This window comes from Rhizobium sp. P1_E6 (assembly GCF_056405875.1).
The window spans coordinates 1-21,222 of record NZ_JBFUBG010000014.1 but is presented as its reverse complement, the minus strand read 5'-3'; the positions used below and the strand labels follow the sequence as shown (position 1 = coordinate 21,222).

The window sequence follows — 21,222 nt, the reverse complement described above, 5'->3', positions numbered from 1 at the left end:
TGATATCAATAGAAATAGATCATGTCAAACCCGATCGCGATTCCTTTTTCCACGACGCTTCTGGTGCGGGACACGTGCCTGTGCCTGCATGTGCAGCGCGCCGCACGTGCGCTTGCTAGGCTGTTCGATGATGCGCTGCGGCCTGTCGGCCTGACCAACGGCCAATTCTCCCTGCTGATGTCCCTCAACCGGCCGGAGCCGCCGCCGATGGGGCCGGTCGCAAGCCTGCTCGCCATGGACCAGACGACGCTGACGGCGGCGTTGAAGCCGCTGCAGCGCAAGGGATTTGTCAATGTGGTGCCGAACCCGAGAGACCGGCGCGGTCGCCTCCTCTGCCTGACGGATGATGGGCGGGCTGCGCTGCAGAAGGCGCTGCCGATATGGGAGAACACGCATGCGACACTGGAAGCGAAGCTGCCAAATGGCGATGCGGATGGACTGAGGCGAGACCTGCAGTTTCTCGCGTGATCTTACAAAGCTCGGGATAAGACGGCTGTAAATCAGCTGCAAAAAGCCTCTTGACTTAGAGTGCGCTCGAAGCCGTAGCTTCCTTGGCGTCGTGACGAGAACAGGTGTCTCATGAAGATCAGTGACCTCGCAAAACGCTGCGGTCTGTCGGCTCATACGCTACGTTACTACGAGCGTATCGGCCTGCTCCCCTATGCCGACCGCGACAGATCCGGACAACGCGACTACGACGCTTCAATCCTTTCCTGGATCGAGTTTCTCGGCCGTCTGAAGACGACCGGAATGCCGATCCGCGACATGCTGCTTTATGCAAAGCTTGCCGGTCGCGGGAAAGCAACGTTCAGCGAGCGTCGCGAGATGCTTAGGGAGCATCGTGAGCGTGTCCGGGCCCATGTGGCCGATCTCGAAACCTGCCTTCGCGTCCTCGACGGCAAAATCGCCTCCTACGAAGAGGCAGATGAAAGGATGAGAGATGACAAACGGAACGTTGCAGACACGCCGGCTCGGGCAAGGACTTGAGGTCGGATCGATCGGACTCGGCTGCATGGGTATGAGCTGGGCCTATGGCGCGACCGCCGCCGACAGGGGCGAGGCGATCGCCACGATCCACCATGCGCTTGATCGTGGCGTAACCCTGCTTGATACGGCCGATAGCTATGGCCCGCACACCAACGAGGAACTCGTGGGGGAGGCGATCAAGGACCGGCGCGACCAAGTGGTGCTGGCAACCAAGTTCGGCATCGTGCGCGCAGCTGGAGCGATACCAGGCGTCAGCGCCCAGACGGCCAACGGACGGCCCGAATATGCAAAAGCATCCTGCGAAGGGTCTCTATGGCGGCTCGGCGTCGACCATATCGATCTCTACTATCTCCACCGTGTCGATCCCGATACGCCGATTGAAGAGACAGTGGGTGCGATGAAGGAGCTCGTCGAAGCCGGCAAGGTCAGACATATCGGCCTGTCGGAAGCCCGCGCTGACACAATCCGCCGGGCACACGCCGTACATCCCATTACCGCCGTTCAAAGCGAATATTCACCATGGTCGCGCGATCCGGAAGACGGCGTGTTGCAGACGCTTCGTGAACTCGGGATTGGGCTTGTGGCCTATTCGCCGCTCGGACGCGGCTTCCTGTCCGGCGCGATCAAGTCCGTCGATGAACTCGCGCCCGATGACTACAGGCGGACCTCGCCGTGGTTCATGGGTGACAATTTCAGGCGCAATCTCGAACTCGTCGCCGTGTTCGAAGAGATTGCGCGCCGCAAGGGCGCTACACCGGCGCAACTGGCTCTCGCGTGGGTGATGGTTCAGGGCGAAAATATCGTGCCCATTCCCGGCACCCGCCGCCGCGCGCGACTGGACGAGAATCTTGGAGCGGCTGGCGTTGATCTTACACCTGGAGATATCGAGGAAATCGCCAGGGCCCTGCCCCGCGCCGTCGGAGATCGCTACGGCGAAATCGGCATGCGGACGCTCAACGGATAAACATCCGGAAGTCGAAGTCTTCTCCCCAATCTGTGGGGAGAAGACATAGCGTTGTCGCGACGATCAGCGCGTCAGATCAAGCGCTGCCGTCAGGTTGCCCATCGGCGGCTCATTGTTCAACGCAAGCGCCTTGTCGCGGGCGAGCAGGCCCGGCAGAACCGGCAGGTCGTATCGGGCGGTGATCAGGCGCAAGATCGAGGTCGTGTCGTACTGGGTATGATCGACCATGCCGCCCTTGGCGTAGGGCGAGATGACGAAGGCCGGGATGCGATTGCCCGGCCCCCAGCGATCGGCCTTCGGCGGGGCAACGTGATCCCAGAAACCACCGTTTTCGTCATAGGTGACGATGACCAGCATGTGCTCCCATTGCGGGCTCTTTTCGAGATGCGAGACCAAGTCCGCGAGGTGCTGGTCGCCGCTCGAAACATCGGCATAACCGCCATGCTCGTTGAGGTTGCCCTGCGGTTTGTAGAAGGAAACGGCCGGCAGCTTACCGTCGTCGATATCCTTCGTGAAGGCTTCGCCGCCGAGGCCGCCATCCTTCAGATGCTCGGCGCGGGCGGGCGTGCCCGGCGCGAAATTGGCGAAATAGTTGAACGGCTGATGATGGAACTGGAAGTTCGGCACAGGCGTGGCGTTCTTGCCGTCGAGGGCTGCCTGCCAGGCGCCGCCATACCAGGCCCAGGTGATGCCCTTCAGCGATAGCAGGTCGCCGATGGTGATCTCGTGCTGCGGTGGTAAGGTGTTCGGCTGCGAGGGATCGGCGTAGGCGGCATCGCCATCCTTGGCAGGGGCGTTGGCGCTCGGCTGGTAAGGCGGCTGCATGGTGTTGACGGCGTAGAAATCCGGCGTGAGGTTGCCGTCGGAGACGAATTTCGGAGCGCCGTCGAGGGCCGATTTCGGGCCGTTGTCGGCCGGGATCAGCGAGATGCCGTCAGCATCCACCTTGGCGATGGTCGGCTTGGCCGGGCTCTTGTCCGCATCGGCATAATAGGGCGCGCAGGCGCAGATCAACTGGAAGTGATTGAAGAAGGAGCCGCCGAAGCCGCCCTGGAAGAAATTATCGGCGATGACGTATTTCTTGGCGACCTGCCACATGGGCAGGATCGAGCCGTCATAGTGGCCCATGACGAGGCTGCCGGAATCGGCCCAGGCGACGAACTTGTCGTTCTTGCCGCCGTCGATCTGCATCTGCTCCTGATAGAAGCGGTGCCAGAGGTCACGGGTGATGACATTTGTCGCCTGCGCGAAGCCTCTGGGATCGTCGATCGAGAAGACGGCATTGGCGAGGTGAGCGGACTGCGCCTCGGTGATTGCGGGCGTCACACCCTTGGCGGTCAGGCCGCCCCAGGAAGGCGGCAGCTCCGCCAGCGGCGCGCCGTCGCGATCGAGCTGGCGTGCCTGGCTTTCGCTGGCATTGGCGAGGCCATTGGCGCCCGGAAAGCTGCCATAGAGGTTATCGAAACTGCGGTTTTCGGCGTAGATGACAACGATATTCTCGATCTTGTCCATGCCTGCAGGTGCGGCAAGGGCGGCTGTGGCTGATACCAGCGGCAGCAGGGCCGAACCGGCCAGCGAAAGATTGCGCAGGAACTTCAGTCTGGTCATGGCGGGGGATACCTCATGGCTAAGGGGGCGTGGCTAGAGGAGCGCCCGGCGGAAATAGAAAGACCGAGCGCAAGCGAGACGCTATTCCCGCCGTCTATCAACTTTGTGACATTGGGCAGGTCGCACCTGCGGTCGAAAGGCGCGCGTCATCAATCTGTTGCAGTCAGGTTCGATCATGGGGGTAGACGATGTTAACTCATTGGAATCTTTCATATGGCGGCAAAGATTATCTGGCTCTTGCGATCCGGTCTGGCGCTCGGTTTGGCCGCCACCGCGCTCGGTTTGAGCCTTCTGCCCCTGCGGCAAAGCAGCGCGACCGTCATCGGGGGCGTGCACCCCGGCCCCATGTCGCGAGCCGACGCCTATGCGCGCGCCGAAGCGCTTACGGAGCTCGGCCGCAAAATGTTCTTCGATGCCTCGCTTTCCGCCTCCGGCGTGCAGGCCTGCGCCTCCTGCCACGATCCACATCATGGCTTCGCTCCGGCTGGCGCAACGCCGGTCGAAATGGGCGGGCCGCATATGGACCAGCCGGGCATGCGTGCCGTGCCGACGCTACGCTACCTGCAGGCCACACCCTCCTTCACCGAACACTTCTACGATTCCGAGGACGAAGGCGACGAGAGCATCGACAACGGGCCGACCGGCGGCCTGACCTGGGATGGGCGCGTGGACCACGGCTCCGATCAGGCGAAGATCCCGCTGCTGTCGCCCTTCGAAATGGGCAACAAGGATGAAGCTGAGGTCGTCGCCTCGCTCAACAAGGCGTCCTATGCCGAGGATTTGCGGGCGATTTTCGGCCAGGATGTCTTCGGCAATGCCGGGGATGCCTTTCAGGGTGCAGTTGAGGCGCTCAGCACCTTCGAGCAGAGCGGGCCGGATTTCTACCCCTACTCCAGCCGCTATGACGCCTTCCTCGCCGGCAAGGGCACACTGACGGCGCAGGAGTTGCATGGCCGCGAACTCTTTGAAGATCCGGCCAAGGGCAACTGTTCAAGCTGCCATCTGAGCGAGCCCGCCAATGACGGCGAGCCGCCGCAATTTTCCGATTTCGGCTTCCTAGGGCTGGCTGTGCCGCGCAACATGGCGATCCCGGCCAACAGCAATCCGAACTATCATGATCTCGGCCTTTGCGGACCTGAGCGTACCGACTTCAAGGACCGGGCGGACTATTGCGCGCTGTTCCGCACGCCGACGCTGCGCAATGTGGCGCTGAAGAAGAGCTTCTTCCACAATGGCTACTTCCATTCGCTGCGTGACGTCGTTTCCTTCTACGCCACGCGCGACAGCGATCCCGGCCGCTGGTACCCGAAAAATGCCGACGGCACGATCCGCAAATATGATGACGTTCCGCAGGTCTATTGGGACAATCTCAACCAGGACCCGCCCTTCGGCCGCAAGCCCGGCGATCCACCCGCACTGACGGAATCGGAAATCGACGATATCGTCGCCTTCTTGGGCACGCTGACCGATGCGGACCAGCTTCCAGGCCCGACGCGGCAAGCAATACATTGAATTCAAAAGCAAAGGCCGGAGCGATGCCCCGGCCCTTGTCGATCGATATCACAGAATAATCAGGCAACCGTGACCGGAACTTCGGTCGAGGTGCGCATGGCGTGGCTGTAGGGGCAAACGATGTGGGCTGCGGCAGCGAGCTTTTCGGCGGTTTCACGATCGACGCCGGGGATGTTGACCGTCAGCGCAACTTCGATGCCGAAGCCACCGCCATCTTCACGCGGGCCGATGCCGACGGTTGCGGAAACCGTTGTTTCCTCGGGAATCTTGACCTTTTCCTTGCCGGCTACAAATTTCAAGGCACCAAGGAAGCAGGCCGAGTAACCGGCCGCGAAAAGCTGTTCGGGATTGGTGCCTGTTGCGCCGTCGCCGCCGAGTTCCTTCGGCACGGTCAGCGTGACGTCGAGAACACCGTTTTCGGAAACGGCGCGGCCTGCGCGGCCACCAGTGGCGGAAGCTTTGGTGGTATAGAGAATAGGCATGACAATCTCCTTTGGTTGGCCCCGTTCGTTCGGGTTGAGTTTTTAATAACGCGCAATTAAATTGTACGCAAGTGAATTTTGCAAATTGCATTCGGAATTTGAAAAGAGGACAATGAAGACCTCGGGGATGGCAGACATGAAGGCGAGAACGGCGAAAGTGATCGAGATACCGGAAGAGGAAAAGCGGTTGGAGAAGCAGCTCTGTTTCGCAGTTTATGCGACGGCGCACGCCTTTACCCGCGCCTATAAGCCCATACTCGACAAGGTGGGCCTCACCTATCCGCAATATCTCGTCATGCTGGTGCTTTGGGAAAAGGCAGAACTGCCGGTGAAAACGATCGGCGAGCAGCTCGATCTCGATTCCGGTACGCTCTCCCCTCTCCTCAAGCGGCTGGAGCAGAACGGCCTTATCAGGCGCACCCGCGATTCCCGCGACGAGCGGCAGGTCATCGTGTCGCTGACGCCGAAAGGTCAATCGATGAAGGGCGAGATCAATACGATCATGTCTTCGATCGGCGAGGCGATCGGCTGCACGCTGGAGGAAATGGCCGTCATGCGCGACATGCTGCACCGGCTGCGGGGCAATCTCAACGCAAGCATATAGGCCGAGACATGATCACCGGCTGAAACGGGATGCCCGCGCCAAGCCGGCGCGGGCAGTTTACCTCACTCGGCTGCCTGATAGGCTTGCGGTCGAACTGTTGCGGTCTTCGGGCCGACAGCGGCAAGCAGAGTGATCAGGATCGCCAGCAGCGCCACGAACACGATACCGCCGACGTAAGGATCCCAGCCGAAATGCGGGGCAGCCGCGAAGATTGCGGAGGCCGCCGCGAGCACGATGCCGCCGCCGATCTGGAAGGAGGCAAAGAGCAGGCCGGAGGCAAGACCGGACTTGTCTTCTTCGACATCAGAGAGARCGGCAACCTGGATTGCCGGATAGGTCATGGCATAACCGACGCCGAGCGGGATCTGGTTGAGAGCAACCAGGATGATCGGATCGATGTGGCCGACCAGCGCCACCCAGAGGATATAGCTCGTTGCCTGCAGGCCGACGCCGACCGCCATCAGGCCGGTCGTGCCGCGGTTCTGCGCAACGGTGGCAAAACGCGGCGCAAGGAACATGACGCAGACGCCGCCGAAGGCAAAGCAGAAGCCGGTGGCAAAGGCCGACCAGCCGATGACATCCTGATAATAGAGCGTTGCGATGAACTGGAAGCCGACATAGGCCCCCTGAAACAGCGCGGCGACGGCATTGGCATGGCTGAGCTTCGCTTTGCGGAAGATATGCAGCGGCACCATGGGATCGACATGGCGCGATTCCACGATCAGGAAGAGAGCGATCAGCACCAGTGACGCCACGAGCGAACCCCAGGTGAAGAAATCGTTCCAGCCTGCGGCCGCAGCATTGGTGATGCCGAAGACGAAAAGCAGAAGGCCGGGGGTAATCGTCAGCGCGCCAGCCCAGTCGAAGTGCTTGCGTCCCTCGCCGCGCCGTTCATCTGGAGGCAGGACGAAGGGGGCGATCGCCAGCGTGAGGATTGCGACCGGAGCGCCCATGACGAGCGTTGCCCGCCAACTCACGAGGGTGGCGGCACCGCCGAGCACCATGCCGAGCACGAAGCCGGTGGCGCCCGTGGAGGCGAAGACGCCGAGCGCCTTTGCCCGTTTCTCGCCCTCGCCGAAGACGGAGAGCAGCAAGGCAAGTGCCGCCGGCGCGGTAAAGGCGGCAGCAATGCCCTTCACCAGACGTGCAGCGATCAGCGTCGGCCCGCTGTCCACGAAGCCACCGGCGATGCTGGCGGCCGCGAAGATGCCGAGCGACCAAAGGAAGACGCGGCGGTGGCCGAAGAGGTCGGCGACACGGCCGCCGAGTAGCAGGAAGCCGCCATAACCCAGCACATAGGCACTGACGGCCCATTGAAGCGAGGTTGCAGGCATACCAAGTTCGGTCTGGATCGCAGGCAGGGCGACCCCGATGGTGGAAACATCCATGGCGTCAAGGAAGTTCGCAGCGCAGAGCAGCAGCAATGCCAAGCTGGCTCCGCGTCGAGATGGGGAATTGGTCATCGATCTCAGTTCCTTCTTTGCTGCCGCCTTCGCCGGGAGGCTGGCGGGCGGCAGGGAACGAGAAAATGTACAGCTTCAAATCCTATTGCAAATTGATAGTAGCCATGCCAGGTATTACCAATAATGATGAATGACGCCACCCTTCGCAAAATCGACCTGAACCTTCTGCTCGCCTTCTCGGTGCTGATGCAGGAGCGCAATGTCAGCCGCGCAGCCGAAAGGCTGCTGCTCGGCCAGCCAGGGCTTTCGGCCGCGCTCAAGCGGCTGCGCGAAGCACTGGACGACGAACTGTTCGTGCGGGTCGGCCGCGGCCTGCAACCGACGGCTCGGGCGCTGGCCATCGCACCGGCAATCGAGGATGCGCTCTCCGGCATCGAACGGGCCATCCGCCCACCGATGAGTTTCGATCCGACAACCTGGCGGGGCGAATTCCGCGTCGGCATGTGCGACAATCTGGAGACCGCCTTCTTCGGCCCGCTGGTCGCACGGCTGCGTGAGCTTGCGCCGGCTGCGCGGCTCGTGGGCGTCGCAGCCGACAAGCGCGATGCGGCGCAGATGCTCGATGACGGCGCGTACGAGTTCAGCATTTCCGTTCATAGCGAACCGGCCTCCTGGCATGTCCGCATGCCGCTTTTCGAGCAGTGTTCGATCGCCATCTACGATCCGCAGCAATTGAAGCTGAAGCCACCGCTCAGCGTCGAGGATTTCACCGCCGCGCCGCACATCGCCATCTCCTTCGTCGGCAGTGCAACCACCGCAGTGGACGCGGCCCTCGACAAGGTGGGCCTGAGCCGCAATGTGGTGGCGACCGTGCCGCGCTATTCGGCTGTTCCCCCGGCGCTCAGAGCCATGCCGTCGATCGCCGTCGTGCCGGAATCGCTTGGGCGCTGCATGGCGCAGCTCCATCATCTCGAGGTTTCGATGCCGCCGATCGAGTTGCCGGCTGATCCGGTGTCCATGCTCTATCGGCGGGTTGACCGGGCCGATGAGCGGGCGGCGTGGTTTCGGCGGCTGTTTGTCGAGGTGGCGGATAAGGCGCTGCTTGCTTCCGGGTGCAAGGCTGGGATTTGCGCTGAGGCGGCGTAACTATCAAGTCAAAAGAAAACCGCCCGTGTTGGGCGGTTTTGTGTTTTGGGCGAGGCACCCTCCGGCCCTGCGCTTGCGCTTCGGGCGTTCGTCACTGCAATCGATTCACTGGATCGATTGCTCGGGCTTCGCCCGACCGTTCCTCACTGCCAAACAACGATCGGGGTCTTGTTCGGAACGCGATCGTAGAGGTCGATGATGTCCTGGTTGAGCAGGCGCACGCAGCCCGACGAGACGGCCTTGCCGATAGAGCGCCATTCCGGGTTGCCGTGCAGGCGGTAGAGCGTATCTTCATTGTTCGAGAAGATGTAGAGCGCACGCGCACCGAGCGGGTTCAAGAGGCCAGGCTCCATGCCGCCACGCTCGATCGAGTATTTCGCAAGTTCCGGCTGACGGGCGACCATCTCATTCGGCGGCTTCCAGCGCGGCCATTTCTGCTTCCACTGGATCACGCCGTTGCCCGCCCATGCGAAGCCTTCGCGGCCGATACCGACGCCGTAGCGCATCGCCATGCCGCCGGGCTGAACGAGATAGAGGAAGCGCGAAGGCGTATCGACGACGATGGTGCCGGGCGGCAGGCCGGTCGGATCCACGACCTGCTGGCGATAGTAGCGCGGATCGATCTGCTGGTAGGGAACGGCGGGGATCAGGAAACCGCCGTCTTCGATTGGGCCGTACATGACGGCAAGTTCTGCTTCGCCGGGCGCGCTCGTCGTCTGGAACGCGCGGAAGGGCGAACGGTAGCTGATCGACATGCCGCCATTCTCGACCGTATTCGAGGTGGAGGCACAGCCTGCCAGCGCGGAAGCCGCTGTCAAAGCCGAAAAGGAAAGAAAACTACGACGGGAGAGGGATTTATCGAGGCTCATGACGCGGAACTAATTTCCTTCGTGATACGGGGCTCGCCATAAGCGCAGCTGACCCCTGATTCGTCCAATGCCGAAATCGACAAGGAAAAAATCTATCGGCTTATGCTGAATAAACCATAGCATCACGCAGACGTGTCCGGCTCCGGGCAGACGATCTCGCCTGCCCTGTTGCAGCCCTACATCACAACGATCTCGGACTTGGCCGGCACGCGGTCATAGAGATCGACCACATCCTGATTGAGCATGCGTACGCAGCCGGAGGAAACCGCCTTGCCGATGGACTGCCAGTCGGGGGTGCCGTGGACGCGATAGAGCGTGTCCTGGCCGTCCTTGAAAATATACATGGCGCGGGCGCCGAGCGGGTTTGCGAGGCCCGGATTCATGCCGCCGTTTTCCGCGGAGAAGGGACGGACTTCCGGCTGGCGCGAAACCATTTCAACCGGCGGCGTCCAGCGCGGCCACTTCTGCTTCCACTGGATGACGCCGCGGCCCTTCCAGGCGAAGCCCTCGCGGCCGAGGCCGACGCCGTAGCGCATCGCCTTGCCATTGCCTTCGACGAAATAGAGGAAGCGATCCTTGGTATCGACAACGACGGTGCCGGGGCGCTCATTGGTCTGGTAATCGACCTCCTGGCGCAGATATTCCGGCTGGATGCGGCTGGCGGGAATGGCCGGCAGCGTGAAATCGCCGTCCCTGACCTGCCCGTACATGCCCATGTTGAGGTTCAGCGGATTGCTGACCGGCAGGCCATAGGTCTGGTGGAACTGGGTCTTATAGAGTTCGCGCGTCTGCGGCACCGGCTGGTCGGGTATCGGCTTGACGCGGCGCGGATCGACGCCCGGCGGCTCGTAAAAGACGGGGGAGATTTCCTGCACGAAGCGCGCAGGCGAATCGGCTGCGACATCCGGAATGAGAATATTGCAGCCGCTGAGCGTCATTGCAGCAGCCGCGAGCCCGGCAAACGGGAAAGCCCGGCRCAGAAAATTCATGAAACCACCCTCATCAGCGATAACAGAGACAGCATATCTGCTCGCAGGATGGCATTCGCGGCTGGCGCGAGGCTGGTGGCAGAGGCCGAAACGGCACCAATAAGCAGTGGATGCAGGCCCTTGCCGGATCAGCATCCGGCGGCTGTCAGGCCGCGACACCGTGGAAGAACTGGATGCTCTGTTCGATCTCGGCGGGAAGCGCCGAGGTGTGGTTGCCGGTGACCAGGTCAGCTTCGATACGCGTGCCCGCCGCACGGGCGCGCGCGACGAGCAGGTCAGCCCGGTCGTTGAAATGCGATTCCTCCGTGCCGTGCAGCACACGCACCGGGCATTTGAAGCTGTGCGCATAACAAAGCGCCGTGCGCACCTCGAACTCATGCGCGTTCGAATCGTCGAAGCGAATGTCTTCGGGGTAGCGGTTGAAGAACCGGAAGGCGTCCGCGTTACCCGAAATCGGCACGGCCGCCCGGAAATGACGCGTACTCATCGCCGTCAACATGGTCAGCGTGCCGCCGATGCTGTGACCGGCGATAAAGAGACGCTCGGGATCGATGCCCGGCAGATGGCGCAGACGCTCGGTCGCGGCGAGCACGTCGTCGACTTCGTCATAGAAGCCGGAAAAATTGCCCATCTGGCCGTTTTCGCCGCGCACGGACGGCATCATCACCACATAACCGGCATCCACGTAAGGTTTCATGAGCTGCCAGTGGCCCATGCCCATGGCATTGCCCCCATGAAGGAAGAGGATGCCGGGCTTGGCCTTATGCTCCCGCTTGTATCTGGAAACCCAGGCCGTCAGTTCCAGCTCGCCGCCGTAGCCGGAGCGGTAGAAGATCCGGTCGGCATCGGCGGGTGCCGTCAGCGGCTCGTATTTGTCCGGCGCCGGCCCCTTCTGCAGCAGTTTGGTGCGGAAGTGATGGCGGACACCAGCATAGTCATGCTTGGCGAGTCTTGGAACGTCGGGAACATCGAAGGCATTCGCAAGGCTGGGCAGCAAAAGAGAGCCCGCCATGCCTGCAAGCAGACCGCGGCGTCGACGGAAAAAAGCATTTCGTTCTTGCGAGTTCATACGCGGCATCCATCATTTTCCCGGCTCAAAAAATCTGCACCGGAAGCGCGTTGCCGCCAATACACATGCTGTTGAAAACGGGGGGCCTGCGTCATTGTTGCGCAGGCAGATGTCATCAACCCGCCTTGGCGTCGATCATAGCAATGAGCGTGCGCAGGCGATCGGCCTCGTAAGAGGGCTTGTCGGGACGCAATCTTGCGATGCGGGGGAAGCGCATGGCAACGCCGGACTTGTGGCGGGTAGAGCGGTTGATTCCCTCGAAAGCAACTTCCACCACAAAGCCGAATTCCTTGTCGGCCCTGACAGCCCTGACCGGTCCGAAGCGCTCGGTCGTGTTGTTACGCACGAACTTGTCCAGCACTTCGAGCTCGGCATCGGTGAAGCCGAAATAGGCCTTGCCGACGGGAACCAGCTGTTCGCCGTCCTCCCCTTCCGCCCAGACGCCGAAGGTGAAATCCGAATAATAGCTGGAGCGCTTGCCGTGGCCGCGCTGGGCGTACATCAGCACCGCATCGACATTGAAAGGGTTGCGCTTCCACTTGAACCACGGCCCCTTCATGCGGCCGGCCTGATAGATGCTGTCCCGGCGCTTGATCATCACGCCTTCGATGACGGGATCGGGCGGGGCGGCACGCAGATCGTCCAGCTCCTCCCAGGTCGAGAACGGCACCAGCGGCGACAGATCGAATCGGTCGTGAGGCGCGTGTTCGATGATTTCGGCGAGACGGTCGCGGCGCTCGATATAGTTCTTGCCGCGCACATCCTGCTCACCGTCGAAAAGCATGTCGTAAGCGCGGATGAAGGCGGGATATTCCTCCAGCATTTTTGCCGTCACCGTCTTGCGATTGAGGCGCTGCTGCAGATCGGAGAAGGTGCGGGTCGGGTTGTTGGAGCGCGCCGTACCGCCGACCAAAAGCTCGCCGTCGACGACGCCGGCAAAGCTGATCGATTGGAGTATATCGGGGAAGGCGCCGGAGATATCGTCGCCGGAGCGGGAGTAGATCCTGCGCGTCTCACCGGAGCGGGAAAGCTGGACGCGGATACCGTCCCATTTCCATTCGGCGGCATATTCGGCGGGGTCGAGAGCATCGAGATTGCCCTCCTCCACCGGATTGGCGAGCATGACCGAGTGGAAAATCGCAGGTGTTGCAAGCACCGGCTTTTCTTCCCCGCCCTCCAGCCATTTGAAGAGGCTTTCATAGGGCGGCTGCAGTCCGTGCCAAAGCGTTTCGATCTCGGTGACATCCTTATTGCCGAGATCGGCCAGCGCCTGCTTGGCGAGGCGGGCGGACACGCCGATGCGCAGCGCCCCGGTCGCAAGCTTGATGAAGGCGAAGCGGCCGGAGGAATCGAGACGGTCGAGCAGGTCGCGCACGAAGCTGCGCACCTCGGTGCGGCCGAGGGAGTTCATCTTGACGACGACTTCTCCCAGGCGCGGCTGGGCAAGCGCGGAACGGTCGATATCGCGCTCATTGTCCCAGACCAGCGAGATGGTTTCGGCAAGGTCGCCGACATAGTCATAGGAATAACGAAAAAGCACGTCGTCCATGCGTTCCAGAACCAGTTCGCGCAGCATGGCGGGCTTGACGTCGCGCACCTCGAGCGTGCCGGCGATGGCGGCAAGGCCGTAGCCGCGATCGGGGTCCGGCGTGTCGCGGAAGTAGTCGGTCAGCAGTTTCAGTTTGCCGTTGCGGCTGGGGGTGAGGACCAGGCGGTCTAGGAGGTCGGCGAAGGCTTTCATATTGAACCTCCGACTTCGGAGAAAGTCCCCTCCCCAACCCCTCCCCACAGGTGGGAGGGGCTAAACTGCAGATGCTTCCAGGTCGCTGCAAACGGAATGCCGAGGGTGCGGCACGAAAGCCCCTCCCCCTTGTGGGGAGGGGTTGGGTAGGGGTTTTCAGCCGCAAACGCCATCCTCAATCCCCCTCATCTTCATAACCCACCAGATGCAGCGGCTTGGCCTTGATGCCCTGCAGCTCGCACCAGCGGACCAGCGCCTCCTCGCGGCCATGAGTAACCCAGACTTCCTGCGGGGCAAGTTCGGTGATCGTCTCGGTCAGTTCCGGCCAATCGCAATGGTCTGATATGACGAGCGGCAATTCAACGCCGAGCTGCTTGGCGCGCTGRCGCACCATCATCCAGCCAGAGGCAAAGGAAGGCAGCGGGTCGTTGAAGCGACGTGCCCAGCGGTCGGCAAAGGCAGAGGACGGGCCGACGACGACGGCGCCCTTGAAGACGGACTTATCACGGCTTTCGATGGTGGCCGGCAGGAGTTCGCCGAGATCGATGCCCTGGCTCACGTAATAATCGCAAAGCCTTTCCATGGCACCGTGGATGTAGATCGGCTCGCTGTAACCGGCATCGCGCAGCAGGCGGATGACGCGCTGCGCCTTGCCAAGCGCATAGGCGCCGACGAGATGCGTGCGTTCGGGGAACTGGCGCAGTGAGGCGAGCAGCTTGCCGGTCTCGTCTATTGGATCGGGATGATGAAAGACCGGCAGGCCGAAGGTCGCCTCGGTGATGAAGACATCGCAGGGCACCGGCACATAGGCTTCGCAGGTCGGGTCCGGGCGGCGCTTGTAATCGCCTGATACGACGATGCGTGTACCATTCTTCTCGATGGCGATCTGGGCCGAGCCCAGCACGTGGCCGGCGGGATAAAAGCTCACCTTCACGCCATTGACGACGAGTTCCTCCCCGAAAGCGACCGGCTGTTCGCTGGCCGAGAAGCCGTCGCCGTAGCGGATGCGCATGATGTCCAGCGTCTGGCGGGTGGCGAGCACGTTCACATGGCCCGGACGAGCATGGTCAGAATGGCCATGAGTGATCAGCGCCCGCTCCACCGGCCGCACCGGATCGACATAGAAGCCGCCTTCCGGGCAATAGAGCCCTTCGGGGGCGGGATAGAGCAGCGCGTCTGGTCTCATGACAGCAAAGATAGTGGGAAATGTGTTTTGCGCCAGTGGGATACGCAGCGCCAAATTTAGCAGTGAAGGCGGGCCATGCGCGTCGCCCCGCCATTGCATCCGCCCACAAGCCTCGTTAGCTTCGCCCGCGCTGCAGCGGGTAAGCAAACGAGAGGCGTATGAAGACTGTTTTCGGATATGCATTGGTGGCGCTCGGGCTGATGCTGCCTGCCGCGGCCGCGGCAAACGACTGGCAGCCGAGTGAGGAAGTGAAGGCTTACGCAATCACCGGCCGCACCGGCATGGAGCTTTACCGGTCGATCGGCGAACGCGGGCCGCAGGTCGGGCCGGGACGGGTCATCGCGCATACGACTTTCAAGCTGACCTGGACGCGCAAATATGAACAGCAGGGCAGTGCCTGCACGCTGACTTTCGCAAAGCCGAAGCTCACCATCATCTACACGCTGCCGAAAGCGCCAAACGACCTGCCGGCGGCCACCAAGGCAAGCTGGGATAGCTTCATCACCGGCGTGCGCACGCATGAGCGTTGGCATGGCGAGACGATCATCGAAATGGTCAAGGAGATCGAGACGCTGAGCAACGGCTTCTCGGTGCCTGACGATCCCGGCTGCAAGAAGATCAGGCCCGAACTGACGGTCCGGCTCGGGGAACTCTCCAACAAGCAGCGCCAGCGCGGCCGGGATTTCGACCGCGTGGAAATGAGCGAAGGCGGCAACATCCAACAGCTCATCCTGAAGCTGGTGAACGGTTCCTGACCGGTTCAGAGCGCGGCGAGGAAAGCGTCGACGCGGCTCCAGGTGGCCTCCGCCGCCTTTGCATCGTAGTCAGGCAGCGACGGATCGGTATAGAGATGACCGACGCCGGGATAGAGGAAAATCTCCAGGCCGATATTGGCTCTTGCAGCATGCGCGCGCCACGGAGCTACCTCGTCCGCCGGTGCGAACTCGTCGGGCTCTGCGAGATGGACCTGCAGGGGAATGCCTTCGCGCGCATTGGCCGGAATTTCTGCGATACCATGCAGCAAGAGAATGCCGGCTGCTTGCGGTCGGCCCGACCAGAGGCTTGCGGCTACGCCTGCGCCCATGGAGAAGCCGCCGAGGACGGCCGAGGACGGCAAGTCGGCGACCGCCTTTTCAGCGCGCCTGCAAAGTTCGGCCCAGCCAATCTCTTTCTTGAAGGCGAAGCCTTCTTCGAGGGTGCGCCCTACCCTGCCCTCATAGAGATCGGGCGTGATCACCTGATGGCCGCCCGCGCGCAGACGCTCCGCAGCATCGCGTTCAAGGGACCGAAATCCGTAGACCGAATGAAAAAGTACAATCGCCGCCATCGCTACCTCCCTGCTTTGCGGGGTCAACATAGGGTTTCTGCAACGTGAAGGCGAGCCTTTACCCATAAAAGCCCCAAATGAGCCAAAGATCCACCGGAATCGCTTTCTAGCCATTTGCCAGGCACGACCGGAGGGGATGATGGGACGGAAGCTCAAATATACAGGCGTGGCGGTTCTCGCCTTTGCCGCCGCAGTTTATCTCAATAATACCAGCTTTTTAGCCGAACATAGAGAGGGCAAGCCACTGCTTCTGGCGCATCGCGGCATCGCCCAGCGCTTCGACGAGACGGATCTGAAGAACGATACCTGCACGGCCACGCGCATGCTGCCGCCGAAGCACGATTATCTTGAGAATACCATCCGCTCGATGCAGGCGGGCTTCGATGCCGGCGCCGATGTAGTGGAGATCGATGTGCACCCAACGACGGACGGACAATTCGCCGTTTTCCACGACTGGACGCTCGACTGCCGCACGGACGGACATGGCGTCACGCGCGAACATTCCATGACCGAGATGAAGACACTCGACATCGGCTATGGCTATACGGCCGATGGCGGCAAGAGTTTCCCCTTCCGCGGCAAGGGCATCGGCCTGATGCCGACGCTCGACGAGGTTTTCTCCACCTTCCCGGACAAACATCTGCTCATCAATGTCAAAAGCCGCGACCCCTTGGAGGGCGAGAAGCTGGCTGCCGTGCTGAACGGCCTTCCTGCCGAACGGCGCGCGAAGATCATCGTCTATGGCGGCAATGAGCCGATCGACCAGCTCCGGCAACTGGCGTCCGATATCCGCACGGCTTCACGCGCCAGCCTGATGGGCTGCCTTACCGGCTATATCGGCTACGGCTGGACGGGCATTCTGCCTGATGATTGCAAGAATGTTATGATGCTGGTTCCGATCAATTATGCGCCATGGCTCTGGGGCTGGCCGGACAGGTTCCTCAACCGCATGCAGGATGCAAATACACAGGTCTTCGTCATCGGCCCCTATCACGGCGGCGGCTTTTCGACCGGTATCGACAATGCCGAACGCTTCGCGCAATTGCCAGCCAATTACTCCGGCGGCATATGGACGAACGAGATCGAGACGATTGCCGATCTGATGAAGTGATCAGGCGCCACGCGCCAGCAGCATGACGACGATCTCTTCCGGCGCGACAGGCTTGGAGAAACGATAGCCCTGCGCCTCCTCGCATCTGACATGGCGCAGGAATTCCAGCTGCGCATCGGTTTCCACGCCTTCGGCGAGCACCGAGAGTTTCAGCGTCTGTGCGAGCGAAATGACGGCCGACGCAATGGCGACGGCGGTCTTGTCGGCAGGCAGGGCCTCGACCAATGAGCGGTCCATCTTCAACCGGTCGAAGGGAAAGGTCTTCAGCGCGGCAAGCGAGGAATAGCCGGAGCCGAAATCATCGATCGACAGGCGCACGCCGAGCGCACGCAGCGACAGCATGATGGCGAGCGCGCGGGCGGCATCCTGCATGATGACGCTTTCAGTCACCTCCAGTTCCAGCCAGCGCGCATTGAGCCTATGGCTATCGATCGCTTCGGCGACGTGGGAGGCGAAATCAGGATCGGCAAACTGCTTGGGCGAGACGTTGACGGCCATGGTCAGTGGCGTCAGGCCCATATCCTGCCAGGTGCGGGCCTGGCGACAGGCCTCGTTCAGCACCCAGAGACCGAGCGGCACGATGAGACCGGTTTCTTCCGCAAGCGGAATGAAATTGACAGGCGGTATCACGCCCTTCTCCGGATGGTTCCAGCGCACCAGAGCTTCGAGGCCGGTAATGCGGCCGGTCGCGACATCGACCTGCGGCTGGTAGAGCAGGAAAAGCTGGTTGGCGACGATCGCCTGGCGCAGTTCCTCCTGTTCACTGAGTGGCAGGCCGGCGGAATTGCTCACGACGCCGTCGTGATATTGCAGCGTGTTCCGGCCTAGCTGTTTGGCACGGTACATGGCGCGATCCGCGTTGGTGAGCAACTCGTCCGGTGTGGCGCCGTCCCATGGGAAGGCAGCGATGCCGATGCTGGAGGTAACGGCGATCTCACCTACCTCGGAGCGGACCGGCTTGGAAATCGCCTTCTGCAGTTCACGCAATCGCCGCATCATGCCGGCATCGTGGCTGGACTGGTGGACGAGCACGACGAGGAATTCGTCGCCGCCGAGGCGCACGACCATATCAGAGGCGCGCAAACAATTCGCCATGCGGGCAGCGGTCTCCTTGAGCACCTCGTCGCCGGCGGCATGACCGCTCGTGTCGTTGATCTCCTTGAAATTATCAAGATCGATATAGGCGACAGTGACCTTGCGGTTGTTGCGGCGAGCCTGATCGAGGATCTTCGCCATTCGCTCCTTGAGAAAAGCGCGGTTCGGCAGGCCCGTCAGATCATCGTGATGGGCCATGAAATGGATGCGGTCATCCACTCGCTTGCGCTCGATGGCGATGCCGGCGATATGGGTGGCAAGTGCCACCAGCGTCATCTCGTGTTCGGTCGGGCGTCGCGTCTCTTTTGAATAAAGCGCGAAGGTGCCGAACACATTCTTCTGCGACGTGCAGATCGGCGTGGACCAACAGGAGCGGAAGCCGAACTGGCTGACCATTGCCCGGAAATCCTCCCAGAGCGGATCGGCCATGACGTCTTCGACGATAACGGTTTCGCCGCGCCAGGCTGCCGTGCCGCAGGAGCCGACTTTCGGGCCGATAGCGACGCCGTCGATCATGCGGCTATAGGCGCCGGGCAGATTGGGAGCCGCGCCGTGGTAGAGCCGCGTACCCTCGCTGTCGAGCAGCAAAATGGAGCCGGAAATGCCGGTCATCTGGCGCTCGATCATGAGCACCAGCGCCTCGAGGATCATCGGCAACGGTTCGTTGCGGGCGATCATTTCCAGAAGGTTCGCCTGGCCGCGATAGAGCTCCTCCTGCCGCTTGCGCTCGGTAATATCGCGAGACACGCCAATGAGGCCAACCACCTCGCCGCGGTCGTTGCGCAGCGGTATCTTGGAGGTCAGACGACACATGATGCCGCCATCCGGCAGCGGCACGAATTCTTCCATGTCGATGCGGGGCTCGCCGCCCGACATGATGTCTTGCTCGACATCGAAATATCGGCGGGCCGTCTCAAAATCGAACAGGTCGAAGTCACGCTTGCCGGCGATCTCGGCAGCGTTCTCCAGCCCGTGGCTGCGCGCCATGACAGCATTGGCGAAGACGAAGCGGCCGTCACGGTCCTTGACGTAAAGAAAATCGGGAAGCTCGTGGACGATCGCCTTGAGGCGGAGGTTCTCTATGCCTTCGGAAAGATGATGGGCAGTCGCCGCCATCATTGCCTCTGTGGCAGCTACGATACGTTGTGTCTCGGCACTGAAGTTATCACCAGATTCCCAACGTCGGACACCCATTCCATTCATGACGCTGTTCTCTCCCGGTAACCGCAGGCCTATCCACAATAGTCATAATTGAAACCGCTTTCTAAAATAACGAGCATTTCCTTCGGGGTGTTTAAATGGAAAGGTGAACAAGACGACAATATTCGAGAGGTTGCGTTTGCTACTCGACCGATGGTTATTCTTCTTCTGCGGATATGTGTCGAAAAGAAACATTTCTGCTGGCATGATTCCTGCGTGAGGCTGTGACATGAAGAAAGATTTCAGCAAAATCTCCCGGCGGGATATACTTGGCATGGCAGCTGCTTCTGCAGCCGCCATGATGGCGCCGCGCGCTTTTGCGGGTCCCGTCGGCGCAGGGCAGCCCTACCTGCGCGGATCGATCGATGCTGTGCAGTATCGCGCCATTCCCGAAAGCGGCGACAAGAAGAACCGCAATCTGCAGCAGATGATCGAGAAAGCGGCGCTCGAGAACGTACCGGTCTTCCTGCCGCCTGGGACCTATCGCATCTCCAACCTGACGCTGCCGGACAATACGCGGATCACAGGCGTGCCCGGTGCGACGCGGATCGTCTATACCGGCGAAGGTCACCTCTTTGCCGCAGAGAATGCAGGCCGCATCGAGCTTTCTAATCTCGTCATCGACGGATCGAACCGCTGGCTAGCCGATTATGCCGGCGCCCTCATCCAGTTCACCGGCGTCGGCGAGGTGCTGATCGACAATTGCGAGATCGTCGGCAGCCGCAAGCACGCGCTGCAGCTCGAGCGCTGCGGCGGGCGGATCGAGCGCAGCAAGATCTCGGGCGCCGGGCAGTCCGGCATCTACGCGGTGGAATCGGCGGGGCTTTCGATCACGGGCAATACAGTCTCCGACTGCGGCAATGGCGGCATTCTGGTGCATCGCTGGAAGAAGGCCGAGGATGGCACGATCGTTTCCGGCAATCGTGTCTCCAATATCCGCGCCAATGACGGCGGCACCGGCGAAAATGGCAACGGCATCAATATTTTCCGCGCCGACGGGGTGACGGTGACTGACAACCAGATCTCCGACTGCGCCTTTACCGCAGTCCGTGCCAATTCCGGCTCCAACATCCTGATCAGCAACAACCAGTGCCGCCGCTCGGGCGAGACGGCCATTTATGTCGAGTTCGAATTCGTCGGCGCCGTCGTGTCAGGCAACATGATCGACGGCGCTGCTAACGGTATCTCGATTGCCAATTTCGACCAGGGCGGCCGGCTGGCAAGTGTGACGGGCAACGTCATCCGCAATCTGACGCTCAAAGGTCCCTACAAACACGAAGTCGGCTTCGGTATCGGCATCGCGGCGGAGGCCGATACGCTGGTATCAGGCAATGTCATCGAGGATGCGCCGCGCTGGGGGCTGCAGATCGGCTGGGGATCCTATCTGCGCAACGTCGTCGTCAACGGCAATGTGGTGCGCAAGTCGCCGGTCGGCTGCGCGGTCTCGGTTGCCGAGGGCGCAGGTTCAGCCGTCATCACCGACAACATCTTCCAGGAGATGGGCAAGGGCGCTGTGCTGGGCTTCGAATGGGAGAAGCAGGTCTCGGACGAGCTTGCGGACGATAGCTCCCCCTACGGTCAGCTGACCGTCGCGCGGAACCGGATTTCCTGAGCGCTATCAAAAGCTTTCATCGACATATCATCCGCGGATGCTTTCTTCGTTCCTGCACTGGCTTTAGGGTTGGCGCGAAATGGAAGGGGATATGCCATGCTGACAATCTACGGGGTTTACCGCTCGCGTTCCGCGCGCGTTTACTGGATGGCCGAGGAACTGGGGATCGAATTCAGATCCGTGCCGGTGCTGCAGGCCAACCGGCTTGCCAACCCGCTCTCGCCGGCGCAAAGAAAAACTCGCAGCCCGCAAGGCCGGCATGGAAGTCAAGGGAGCGGCCGAATGAGCTGGATCACTGCCTGCAAACTTGAGGACAT

At 61.5% G+C, this 21,222-nt stretch carries 20 protein-coding genes; 10 read left to right on the top strand and 10 right to left on the bottom strand.

What is annotated here, in order from left to right:
- Positions 1-21 precede the first annotated feature (21 nt).
- The 3 genes from AC1D35_RS10115 (at position 22) to AC1D35_RS10105 (ending at position 1,951) form a co-directional block, all read left to right on the top strand.
- Positions 22-468 carry a MarR family winged helix-turn-helix transcriptional regulator gene (locus AC1D35_RS10115; RefSeq protein WP_113312139.1) on the top strand — a complete coding sequence of 149 codons (447 nt, stop codon included), beginning with the start codon at positions 22-24 and terminating at the stop codon, positions 466-468.
- Between the two features lie 111 nt (positions 469-579).
- On the top strand, positions 580-987 hold the full coding sequence (locus AC1D35_RS10110) for a MerR family transcriptional regulator (RefSeq protein WP_113509697.1): 408 nt from the start codon (positions 580-582) through the stop codon (positions 985-987).
- Positions 956-1,951: an aldo/keto reductase gene (locus tag AC1D35_RS10105; protein ID WP_477938575.1), complete on the top strand. Its 996-nt coding sequence runs from the start codon at positions 956-958 to the stop codon at positions 1,949-1,951. The genes AC1D35_RS10110 and AC1D35_RS10105 overlap by 32 nt, the downstream gene beginning before the upstream one ends.
- A 63-nt stretch (positions 1,952-2,014) precedes the next feature.
- On the opposite strand, the gene AC1D35_RS10100 is transcribed toward AC1D35_RS10105, so the two are convergent.
- On the bottom strand, positions 2,015-3,559 hold the full coding sequence (locus AC1D35_RS10100; RefSeq protein ID WP_113312136.1) for an acid phosphatase: 1,545 nt from the start codon (positions 3,557-3,559) through the stop codon (positions 2,015-2,017).
- 213 nt (positions 3,560-3,772) lie between these two features.
- On the opposite strand from AC1D35_RS10100, the gene AC1D35_RS10095 reads away from it, so the two are divergent.
- Positions 3,773-5,071, top strand: coding sequence for a cytochrome-c peroxidase (locus AC1D35_RS10095; protein ID WP_477938567.1), 1,299 nt, complete (start codon positions 3,773-3,775; stop codon positions 5,069-5,071).
- A gap of 59 nt (positions 5,072-5,130) precedes the next feature.
- Here AC1D35_RS10095 and AC1D35_RS10090 read toward each other — a convergent pair whose 3' ends face one another.
- Positions 5,131-5,553: an organic hydroperoxide resistance protein gene (locus AC1D35_RS10090; protein WP_007818814.1), complete on the bottom strand. Its 423-nt coding sequence runs from the start codon at positions 5,551-5,553 to the stop codon at positions 5,131-5,133.
- Positions 5,554-5,680: 127 nt separating this feature from the next.
- Between AC1D35_RS10090 and AC1D35_RS10085 the strand changes: the two genes are divergently transcribed.
- Entirely contained in the window at positions 5,681-6,157 is a 477-nt protein-coding gene (locus AC1D35_RS10085) for a MarR family transcriptional regulator (protein WP_113300315.1), read from the top strand.
- 62 nt (positions 6,158-6,219) lie between these two features.
- Here AC1D35_RS10085 and AC1D35_RS10080 read toward each other — a convergent pair whose 3' ends face one another.
- A complete protein-coding gene (locus AC1D35_RS10080; protein ID WP_477938566.1) occupies positions 6,220-7,620 on the bottom strand; it encodes an MFS transporter in 1,401 nt (466 codons plus the stop codon).
- Positions 7,621-7,743: 123 nt separating this feature from the next.
- On the opposite strand from AC1D35_RS10080, the gene AC1D35_RS10075 reads away from it, so the two are divergent.
- Complete coding sequence (locus tag AC1D35_RS10075) at positions 7,744-8,706, top strand: LysR substrate-binding domain-containing protein (RefSeq protein ID WP_113300232.1); 963 nt, start codon at positions 7,744-7,746, stop codon at positions 8,704-8,706.
- Positions 8,707-8,849: 143 nt separating this feature from the next.
- On the opposite strand, the gene AC1D35_RS10070 is transcribed toward AC1D35_RS10075, so the two are convergent.
- From AC1D35_RS10070 to AC1D35_RS10050, 5 genes are all read right to left on the bottom strand, one after another.
- A complete protein-coding gene (locus tag AC1D35_RS10070; RefSeq protein WP_113300231.1) occupies positions 8,850-9,575 on the bottom strand; it encodes a L,D-transpeptidase in 726 nt (241 codons plus the stop codon).
- 176 nt (positions 9,576-9,751) lie between these two features.
- Complete coding sequence (locus AC1D35_RS10065) at positions 9,752-10,564, bottom strand: L,D-transpeptidase (protein ID WP_477938565.1); 813 nt, start codon at positions 10,562-10,564, stop codon at positions 9,752-9,754.
- 145 nt (positions 10,565-10,709) lie between these two features.
- Positions 10,710-11,633, bottom strand: a complete 924-nt coding sequence (locus tag AC1D35_RS10060) for an alpha/beta hydrolase family protein (protein WP_113300314.1) — start codon at positions 11,631-11,633, stop codon at positions 10,710-10,712.
- A 115-nt stretch (positions 11,634-11,748) separates the two neighbouring features.
- Positions 11,749-13,374: a cisplatin damage response ATP-dependent DNA ligase gene (locus tag AC1D35_RS10055; RefSeq protein ID WP_113300229.1), complete on the bottom strand. Its 1,626-nt coding sequence runs from the start codon at positions 13,372-13,374 to the stop codon at positions 11,749-11,751.
- A 175-nt stretch (positions 13,375-13,549) separates the two neighbouring features.
- Positions 13,550-14,560 (bottom strand): ligase-associated DNA damage response exonuclease, encoded by a 1,011-nt coding sequence (locus AC1D35_RS10050; protein WP_113297118.1) that lies wholly within the window; start codon positions 14,558-14,560, stop codon positions 13,550-13,552.
- 158 nt (positions 14,561-14,718) lie between these two features.
- Between AC1D35_RS10050 and AC1D35_RS10045 the strand changes: the two genes are divergently transcribed.
- A complete protein-coding gene (locus tag AC1D35_RS10045) occupies positions 14,719-15,315 on the top strand; it encodes a DUF922 domain-containing protein (protein WP_113297119.1) in 597 nt (198 codons plus the stop codon).
- Positions 15,316-15,320: 5 nt separating this feature from the next.
- On the opposite strand, the gene AC1D35_RS10040 is transcribed toward AC1D35_RS10045, so the two are convergent.
- A complete protein-coding gene (locus AC1D35_RS10040) occupies positions 15,321-15,887 on the bottom strand; it encodes a dienelactone hydrolase family protein (RefSeq protein WP_113309925.1) in 567 nt (188 codons plus the stop codon).
- Positions 15,888-16,026: 139 nt separating this feature from the next.
- On the opposite strand from AC1D35_RS10040, the gene AC1D35_RS10035 reads away from it, so the two are divergent.
- Positions 16,027-16,998: a glycerophosphodiester phosphodiesterase family protein gene (locus AC1D35_RS10035; RefSeq protein WP_113309924.1), complete on the top strand. Its 972-nt coding sequence runs from the start codon at positions 16,027-16,029 to the stop codon at positions 16,996-16,998.
- Here the strand turns inward: AC1D35_RS10035 and AC1D35_RS10030 are convergent, their stop codons facing one another.
- Positions 16,999-19,296, bottom strand: a complete 2,298-nt coding sequence (locus AC1D35_RS10030; RefSeq protein WP_113309923.1) for an EAL domain-containing protein — start codon at positions 19,294-19,296, stop codon at positions 16,999-17,001.
- Between the two features lie 226 nt (positions 19,297-19,522).
- Between AC1D35_RS10030 and AC1D35_RS10025 the strand changes: the two genes are divergently transcribed.
- A complete protein-coding gene (locus AC1D35_RS10025; RefSeq protein WP_113309922.1) occupies positions 19,523-20,905 on the top strand; it encodes a TIGR03808 family TAT-translocated repetitive protein in 1,383 nt (460 codons plus the stop codon).
- 96 nt (positions 20,906-21,001) lie between these two features.
- On the top strand, positions 21,002-21,222 hold a 221-nt coding region (locus tag AC1D35_RS10020), incomplete at its 3' end, for a thioredoxin domain-containing protein (protein ID WP_477938564.1).